Here is a 7,847-nt window from a genome sequence, read left to right on the forward strand (position 1 = left end):
GTTCACGCCCGGCCCCGGCCGCGCTGCCGGCCAGCTCCCGCCCGTCCGGCCCGTCGTCGGCCGCGCACGCGGGCACGGCCGGGGCCAGTGCGCAGGCGGCGAGGGTCGCGCCGGCCACCCAGTGGAGCACGCGGGAGCGCTGGATCACCTGCTCAGATTCACATAACGGCCCAAAACCGGCATCCGGGGCGGGCCGTTCAGGGCCGCGGACCCCACGGACAAGCCCCCGCCCGGGCTAGGGCCTGTCGTCAAATTCCCGTCGTCGCCCGAAGGGCGGCCCCGCGGCGTCTGGTGCGTGCTCTCGGCGTGCCGGGTGGAAGCCCTCGTACTGGACGTACTTGGGGTTTCGCCCGGTGCGGCGAGAGTGCGTGCCTGGGGGCACCTCCCAGCGGTAGCTGGGGGAGCGTCGCGGGGCAGACGGGAATTTGACGACAGGCCCTTGGCCCATGGACGGGGGCCGGAGCGGGCTGCCGCTGTTTGCACAGCCCTGATACGTCCGGTCCGGGTCGCCGCGCGGAAGGGCGGCCCTGCCGTACCCGGTCCGGGCCGCGCGAAACGGCGGCCCCGCCGGCCCTACTGCGGGTTGCCCGTGGAGACCACCAGCGTGAACTCGGTGTCCTTCTTGTCCACGTCCGAGCTGGCCGCCGGCAGCTGCTCCAGCACCGTGTCCTGGCCGTACACGGCCTCGTCGCGCTGCTGGATCGTGTACCGCCAGCCCGCGGCCTGGATGCACTCCTTGACCGAGGTCAGGTTCTTGTAGCGGAAGTCGGGCGCCGAGACCTTGTTCGGGTCCTTGTAGGACTTGTAGGCCTCCTTGCACTTCGACGCCTCGATCGTGCGCGTCGTGTCCGGACCCTTGTGCCCCGCCTTGGCCGACCCGGAGCCCGACGGGTTCGGGGCGGCGGAGTTGCTGGAGCCGCCCCCGTTCGCGGTGCCGCCCTTGCCGCCCTCGTCGTCCTTGTTGCTCACCACGATCGCCGTGATCAGGCCGCCGATGGCCAGCAGGGCCACCGCGATGGCACCCACGACCACCGAGTTGTTCCGGCGCCCCGAGGAGCCCGCCGAGGACTGCTGCGCGCTCGGCGAGATGGTGAACGGCGGCGGCGTCTGCGGCGCCGGCTGCGCGAACTGCTGGTGCGGCAGCGGCGGCGGGGTGTGCGCCTGCGGCGGGTACGCGTACCCCGCCTGCGGCGCCGGCGTGGGCGGCCCGTACGGCGAGGCCTGGTACGGCTGCTGCACCTGCTGCGGCGCGCCCTGGAGGCCCGAGTCCACCGGCGGGAAGACCGCCGAGCCGACGCCCGCGCCGCTGGAGACGGGGCCGCCGGCGACGATGACCGGGGCACCGGCCTGCCCGGCCGCCTGCACCCGCGCGATCTCGTCGCGCATCGCCGCCGCCGTGGGGAAGCGCTCGTTCGGGTTCTTCTTCAGCGCCCGCGCGACCAGCGCGTCCATCGCCGGGGTGAGCGAACGGTTGACGGAGGACGGCGCGACCGGCTCCTCCTGCACGTGCGCGTACGCGATCGCCAGCGGCGAGTCCGCCTCGAACGGCAGCCGCCCGGTCAGCAGCTGGAAGAGCATGATGCCGACCGAGTACAGGTCGGAGCGGGCGTCGACGGCCCGCCCCAGCGCCTGCTCCGGGGAGAGGTACTGCGGGGTGCCGACGACCATGCCGGTCTGGGTCATGGAGGTGACGCCGGACTGCATCGCGCGGGCGATGCCGAAGTCCATCACCTTGACCACGCCGCGCTTGGTCATCATGACGTTGCCCGGCTTGATGTCCCGGTGCACCAGGCCCATGTCGTGGCTGGTCTCCAGCGCGGCCAGCACGTCGGACGTCACCTTCAGCGCCTTGTCCGCCGGCATCGCGCCGTACTGGGCGATGTCCGACTGGAGCACCGAGCCGAGCGGGCTGCCCTCGACGTACTCCATGACGATGTACGGCATGACGGCGCCGTCCAGCTCGCCCTCGCCGGTGTCGAAGACCGAAACGATGTTCGTGTGCGACAGTTTTGCTACAGCCTGCGCCTCGCGCCGGAAGCGTTCCCGGAAGGACTGCTCCCGCCCCAGCTCGCTGTGCAGGGTCTTGATGGCGACCTGCCGGTCCAGCGCCGAGTCGTAGGCGAGGTACACGGACGCCATGCCGCCCTCGCCGAGCAAGTCCCGCAGCTGGTAACGGCCACCGGCCAGGGAGCCGCCTGCGTACCGGCCCTGTGTGCCGTCCTGGCTCATGACTGTTGCTTCCCCTCGGGCAGTTCTGGACGCGCCTGGCTGAGCGCATATCGCGCCCAGTCTGCCGGAGGGCAAGCACACGTCAAGCCAGGTGCCCGTTCCGTGACCACCCTGCCACCGCGCGCCACAGTCCGAACGGCGACCGGTTCCGAGGCTGTAGCGTTCATCGGAGCACCCCGAACGAGAGCCCACAGCACACCCGCGGCTGCGGCCTTAAGAGACGACGGCGAGGACCTGATGGCACCCGAACCCGAGGGAAACGGCGCCGGGACGGCCGAGAGTCCTGAGCACTGGGGCGCCGGCGGCCTGGTGGGCGACGGACGGTACCGGCTCACCCACCGGCTCGGCCGCGGCGGCATGGCCGAGGTCTTCGCCGCCGAGGACGTACGCCTCGGCCGCACGGTCGCGGTGAAGCTGCTGCGCGCCGACCTCGCCGAGGACCCGGTCTCCAAGGCCCGCTTCACCCGCGAGGCGCAGTCGGTCGCCGGCCTCAACCACCACGCCGTCGTGGCCGTGTACGACTCGGGCGAGGACCGGGTCGGGCCGAACACCGTCCCGTACATCGTCATGGAGCTGGTCGAAGGCCGCACGATCCGCGAGCTGCTCCTGAGTTCCGAGGCCCCCGGCCCCGAGCAGGCGCTCATCATCGTCTCGGGCGTGCTGGAGGCGCTGGCCTACTCGCACCAGCACGGCATCGTGCACCGGGACATCAAGCCCGCCAACGTCATCATCACCAACACCGGCGCGGTGAAGGTGATGGACTTCGGCATCGCCCGCGCCCTGCACGGCGCGCAGGCCACGATGACCCAGACCGGCATGGTCATGGGCACCCCGCAGTACCTCTCCCCGGAGCAGGCGCTGGGCAAGGCCGTCGACCACCGCTCCGACCTGTACGCCACCGGCTGCCTGCTCTACGAACTCCTCGCGCTGCGCCCGCCCTTCACCGGCGAGACCCCGCTCTCGGTGGTCTACCAGCACGTGCAGGACGCCCCGGTGCCCCCCTCCCAGCTCGGCGAGAGCATCCCGCCGGAGCTGGACGGCCTGGTCATGCGGGCCCTGGCCAAGGACCCCGACGACCGGTTCCAGAGCGCGGAGGAGATGCGCGGGCTGGTCCAGTACGGCCTGGAGATGCTCCAGGAGCAGGGCGCGGGCAGCGGCACGTGGAACACCGGCCCGGTCACCATGGCGCTGCCGCACGCCCGCAACGGGTCCCCGACAACGGCCATGACGGGCCCCGGCCCGCAGTACGCCGCGCAGGCCACGACCTCGCAGTTCCAGCAGTACCAGCAGCAGCCGATGGTGCCCCCGCTCAACCCGGACGACGGCTCGGCCTTCCCCGGCGGCGGTTACGACGACCGCGGCCGCGGCGGCAACGGCTCCGGCCGCTGGAAGATGTGGCTGTTCGCGGCGCTGGCCGTGGTGGCGATCGCGGCGGGCGTGGTGTTCGCCCTGGACAACGTCGGCGGCAAGAAGAAGGAGCCGCACACGCCCCCGGCCAGTTCGCAGACCACGCCGGGCGGCAACCAGAGCTCCGAGCAGACGCCCGAGAACAGCCCGAGCGACCACACCCCGGAGAACTCGAAGACCTCGGAGCAGAACGCGCCGTCGCCGAGCCGCTCGCGCTACTCGCAGAGCCCGAGCCCGAGCCCGTCGCCGTCGCCCAGCGAGGAGATCTCGCCGAGCCCGTCCCCGTCGGCGAGCAAGTCGCCGTCACCGAAGCCGTCGCCCTCGACCAAGCCGACCATCACCCAGCCCACCTTCGGGCCGGGCACCTTCGAGGAATAGGGCCGCCGGCGACCACCGGAAAGGCCGCGTCCAGGGGGCGTTGTTCAAGGCCCGTTCCGGAAGGCCCGTTCCGGAAGGCTGGTTCCGGAGGGCCCGTTCCGGAAGGCCGCTTCGGGAACGGCCCGTTCCGGAAGGAAGGCGCCTTCCGGAATACGACTTCCGAATTACCCGCGAGCGTGCGCGCGGTGGCGACCCGTCAGCGACGTCACCGCTTCTCCGCCTGGAGTCGCGCCACGTACGCGGCCGCCTGCGAACGGCGCTCCATGCCCAGTTTGGACAGCAGGCTGGACACGTAGTTCTTGATGGTCTTCTCGGCGAGGTGCAGCCGCTCGCCGATCACGCGGTTGGTCAGGCCCTCGCCGATCAGGTCGAGGATCTTGCGCTCCTGCTCGGTGAGGTTGGCCAGGCGGTCGTCGCCCCTGGCCTTGCCGTCGCGCAGCCGCTCCAGCACACGGGCCGTGGCCACCGGGTCCAGCAGCGACTTGCCGGCCGCGACGTCGCGCACCGCGTTCAGCAGCTCGGCGCCGCGGATCGCCTTCAGCACGTAGCCCGAGGCACCAGCCATGATCGCGTCGAACAGCGCCTCGTCGTCCGCGAACGAGGTGAGCATCAGGCATTTGACGTGCTCGTCCTGGGCGCGGACCTCGCGGCAGACCTCCACACCGCTGCCGTCCGGCAGGCGTACGTCCAGCACGGCGACGTCGGGGCGCGTGGCGGGAATCCGGGCGAGTGCGTCGGCGGCGGTGCCGGCCTCGCCGACGATCTCGATGTCCTGTTCGACCGACAAGAGCTCATAGACCCCGCGTCGCACCACTTCGTGGTCGTCCAGGAGAAAAACCTTGACTTTTCCGTCATCGCGCACGGAATCCATCTTCACACACTCACCTCTTCCCTGCCGCGGTTACCCGGGATAACGTGCCGTTGTTCCGGCCCCCTGCAAGGCTGTGACCAGTACGTGTTCCCACAGCCGTGGATTTACTTGGAAATCCAAGCAAAATCCCAGGTCAAACGGGGTTTCGCAGTTCTGCGGCGCACTGGGTAACGTGCTTTGCGCAGGGCACTCGCCGGGATACCTGTCACGCCTGAATCCCGCCGAGTCGCACCCACCCCGTGCGCGGGTACGGATCCAGGTGGAGCCGCACTGGTCCCCGGAGAACCCGGGTGCCGGACCGACGGAGGAGCACACGTGACCGTGGAGAGCACTGCCGCGCGCAAGCCGCGACGCAGCAGCGGCACCAAGCGAGCGGCGGGCGCCAGCACGCGCAAGACCGCCGCAGCCGCACAGAGTGCTGCCGAGCCCCAGCTCGTACAGCTGCTGACGCCCGAGGGCGACCGGGTGGAGACCGCGGACAACGCGGAGTTCCTGCCGTACGTCGAGGACATCACGGCGGAGGACCTGCGCGGCCTGTACCGCGACATGGTCCTGACCCGCCGCTTCGACAGTGAGGCCACCTCGCTCCAGCGCCAGGGTGAGCTGGGCCTGTGGGCCTCGCTGCTGGGCCAGGAGGCCGCCCAGATCGGCTCCGGCCGGGCGCTGCGCGACGACGACTACGTCTTCCCGACCTACCGCGAGCACGGCGTCGCCTGGTGCCGCGGGGTCGACCCGACGAACCTGCTCGGCATGTTCCGCGGTGTGAACCACGGCGGCTGGGACCCCAACAGCAACAACTTCCACCTGTACACCATCGTGATCGGCTCGCAGACGCTGCACGCGACCGGTTACGCCATGGGAGTGGCCAAGGACGGCGCCGACTCGGCCGTCATCGCCTACTTCGGCGACGGCGCGTCCAGCCAGGGCGACGTCAACGAGGCCTTCACCTTCTCGGCCGTGTACAACGCGCCCGTGGTGTTCTTCTGCCAGAACAACCAGTGGGCCATCTCGGAGCCGACCGAGCGCCAGATGCGGGTGCCGCTGTACCAGCGCGCGGCCGGGTTCGGCTTCCCGGGCGTCCGGGTGGACGGCAACGACGTCCTGGCCTGCCTCGCGGTGACCCGCTGGGCGCTGGAGCGGGCACGCCGCGGCGAGGGCCCGACCCTCGTGGAGGCCTTCACGTACCGCATGGGCGCGCACACCACCTCCGACGACCCGACGCGCTACCGGCGCGACGAGGAGCGCGCGGCCTGGGAGGCCAAGGACCCGATCGAGCGGCTGAAGGCCCACCTGCTCGCCTCCGGCGACGCCGACGAGGCCTTCTTCGCCGAGCTGGAGCAGGAGAGCGAGAAGCTCGGCAAGCGGGTGCGCGAGGCCGTACGCAGCATGCCCGACCCCGACACCATGGCGATCTTCGAGAACGTCTACGCGGACGGGCACGCGCTCGTCGACGAGGAGCGCGCGGAGTTCGCGGCCTACCTCGCGTCCTTCGAGGAGGGTCACTGATGGCTGCCGAAAAGATGTCGATCGCCAAGGCGCTCAACGAGTCGCTGCGCAAGGCCCTGGAGACGGACCCGAAGGTCCTGATCATGGGTGAGGACGTCGGCAAGCTGGGCGGTGTCTTCCGGATCACCGACGGCCTGCAGAAGGACTTCGGCGAGGACCGGGTCATCGACACCCCGCTGGCCGAGTCCGGCATCGTGGGCACCGCCATCGGCCTGGCCCTGCGCGGCTACCGCCCGGTGGTGGAGATCCAGTTCGACGGGTTCGTCTTCCCCGCCTACGACCAGATCGTCACCCAGCTGGCCAAGATGCACGCCCGGGCGCTCGGCAAGGTCAAGATGCCGGTCGTCGTGCGCATCCCCTACGGCGGCGCCATCGGCGCGGTCGAGCACCACAGCGAGTCCCCCGAGGCCCTGTTCGCCCACGTGGCGGGCCTGAAGGTGGTCTCCCCGTCGACTGCCAGCGACGCCTACTGGATGCTCCAGCAGGCGATCCAGAGCGACGACCCGGTGATCTTCTTCGAGCCGAAGCGCCGCTACTGGGACAAGGGCGAGGTCGACGTCGAGGCCATCCCCGACGCCCTGCACACCTCCCGCGTGGCGAAGGCGGGCACCGACATCACCCTGGCCGCCTACGGCCCGATGGTGAAGGTCTGCCTGGAGGCCGCCGCCGCGGCCGCCGAGGAGGGCAAGTCGGTCGAGGTCGTGGACCTGCGCTCGATGTCCCCGGTCGACTTCGACGGCCTGCAGCGGTCGGTGGAGAAGACCCGCCGCCTCGTCGTGGTCCACGAGGCGCCGGTGTTCCTGGGCGTGGGCTCGGAGATCGCCGCGCGGATCACCGAGCGGTGCTTCTACCACCTGGAGGCGCCCGTGCTGCGGGTGGGCGGCTACCACGCCCCCTACCCGCCGGCCCGCCTGGAGGAGGAGTACCTGCCGGGCCTGGACCGGGTGCTCGACGCCGTCGACCGCTCGCTGGCGTACTGAGGAGACCCGCCGTGACGATCCGCGAATTCAAGATGCCCGACGTGGGCGAGGGCCTCACCGAGGCCGAGATCCTCAAGTGGTACGTCCAGCCGGGCGACACCGTCGAGGACGGCCAGGTGGTGTGCGAGGTCGAGACCGCCAAGGCGGCCGTCGAGCTCCCCATCCCGTTCGACGGCGTGGTGCACGAGCTGCGCTTCCCGGAGGGCACCACGGTCGACGTCGGCCAGGTCATCATCGCCGTGGCGACCGGTGACGCCGGCGCCCCCGGGGCCGAGGCGCCCGTCGCCGAGGCTCCGGCGGCCGCCGCGCAGGCACCGGCACCGGCGCCGGCATCGGCGGAGGAGGCCGAGCCGCAGGGCCGCCAGCCGGTCCTGGTCGGCTACGGGGTCTCGCAGTCCTCGACCAAGCGCCGCCCGCGCAAGGCCGCGGCGGCCCCCGCCGGTGCCGCCGCGACCGCCGGGCACGCGGCCCACGCG

6 protein-coding genes are annotated in these 7,847 nt (G+C 71.4%); 4 read left to right on the forward strand and 2 right to left on the reverse strand.

The window, feature by feature from the left end; all coding sequences use genetic code 11:
• Positions 1 to 573 precede the first annotated feature (573 nt).
• Positions 574 to 2,229: a protein kinase domain-containing protein gene (locus GPJ59_RS30470; protein ID WP_219671146.1), complete on the reverse strand. Its 1,656-nt coding sequence runs from the start codon at positions 2,227 to 2,229 to the stop codon at positions 574 to 576.
• A 237-nt stretch (positions 2,230 to 2,466) separates the two neighbouring features.
• Between GPJ59_RS30470 and GPJ59_RS30475 the strand changes: the two genes are divergently transcribed.
• Positions 2,467 to 4,014 carry a protein kinase domain-containing protein gene (locus GPJ59_RS30475; protein ID WP_219671147.1) on the forward strand — a complete coding sequence of 516 codons (1,548 nt, stop codon included), beginning with the start codon at positions 2,467 to 2,469 and terminating at the stop codon, positions 4,012 to 4,014.
• Between the two features lie 205 nt (positions 4,015 to 4,219).
• Here GPJ59_RS30475 and GPJ59_RS30480 read toward each other — a convergent pair whose 3' ends face one another.
• Positions 4,220 to 4,876, reverse strand: a complete 657-nt coding sequence (locus GPJ59_RS30480; RefSeq protein WP_308120569.1) for a response regulator transcription factor — start codon at positions 4,874 to 4,876, stop codon at positions 4,220 to 4,222.
• A gap of 324 nt (positions 4,877 to 5,200) precedes the next feature.
• Here GPJ59_RS30480 and pdhA point away from each other — a divergent pair, with 324 nt between their 5' ends.
• The 3 genes from pdhA to GPJ59_RS30495 form a co-directional block, all read left to right on the forward strand.
• On the forward strand, positions 5,201 to 6,391 hold the full coding sequence (gene pdhA, locus GPJ59_RS30485; RefSeq protein WP_219671148.1) for a pyruvate dehydrogenase (acetyl-transferring) E1 component subunit alpha: 1,191 nt from the start codon (positions 5,201 to 5,203) through the stop codon (positions 6,389 to 6,391).
• Positions 6,391 to 7,371 (forward strand): alpha-ketoacid dehydrogenase subunit beta, encoded by a 981-nt coding sequence (locus GPJ59_RS30490; RefSeq protein ID WP_219671149.1) that lies wholly within the window; start codon positions 6,391 to 6,393, stop codon positions 7,369 to 7,371. Before pdhA ends, GPJ59_RS30490 begins: the two co-directional genes overlap by 1 nt.
• A 32-nt stretch (positions 7,372 to 7,403) precedes the next feature.
• Positions 7,404 to 7,847 (forward strand): biotin/lipoyl-containing protein (locus tag GPJ59_RS30495; protein WP_308120570.1); only part of this gene is annotated, 444 nt, incomplete at its 3' end.

It is taken from the genome of Streptomyces bambusae, assembly GCF_019400985.1.
In the GTDB taxonomy this organism is placed as follows: domain Bacteria; phylum Actinomycetota; class Actinomycetes; order Streptomycetales; family Streptomycetaceae; genus Streptomyces; species Streptomyces bambusae_A.

Bases quoted from the DNA above. Each gene is read 5' to 3' on its own strand.
- GPJ59_RS30470 (WP_219671146.1), bottom strand. From the start codon at position 2,229: ATGAGCCAGGACGGCACACAGGGCCGGTACGCAGGCGGCTCCCTGGCC.
- GPJ59_RS30475 (WP_219671147.1), top strand. From the start codon at position 2,467: ATGGCACCCGAACCCGAGGGAAACGGCGCCGGGACGGCCGAGAGTCCT.
- GPJ59_RS30490 (WP_219671149.1), top strand. From the start codon at position 6,391: ATGGCTGCCGAAAAGATGTCGATCGCCAAGGCGCTCAACGAGTCGCTG.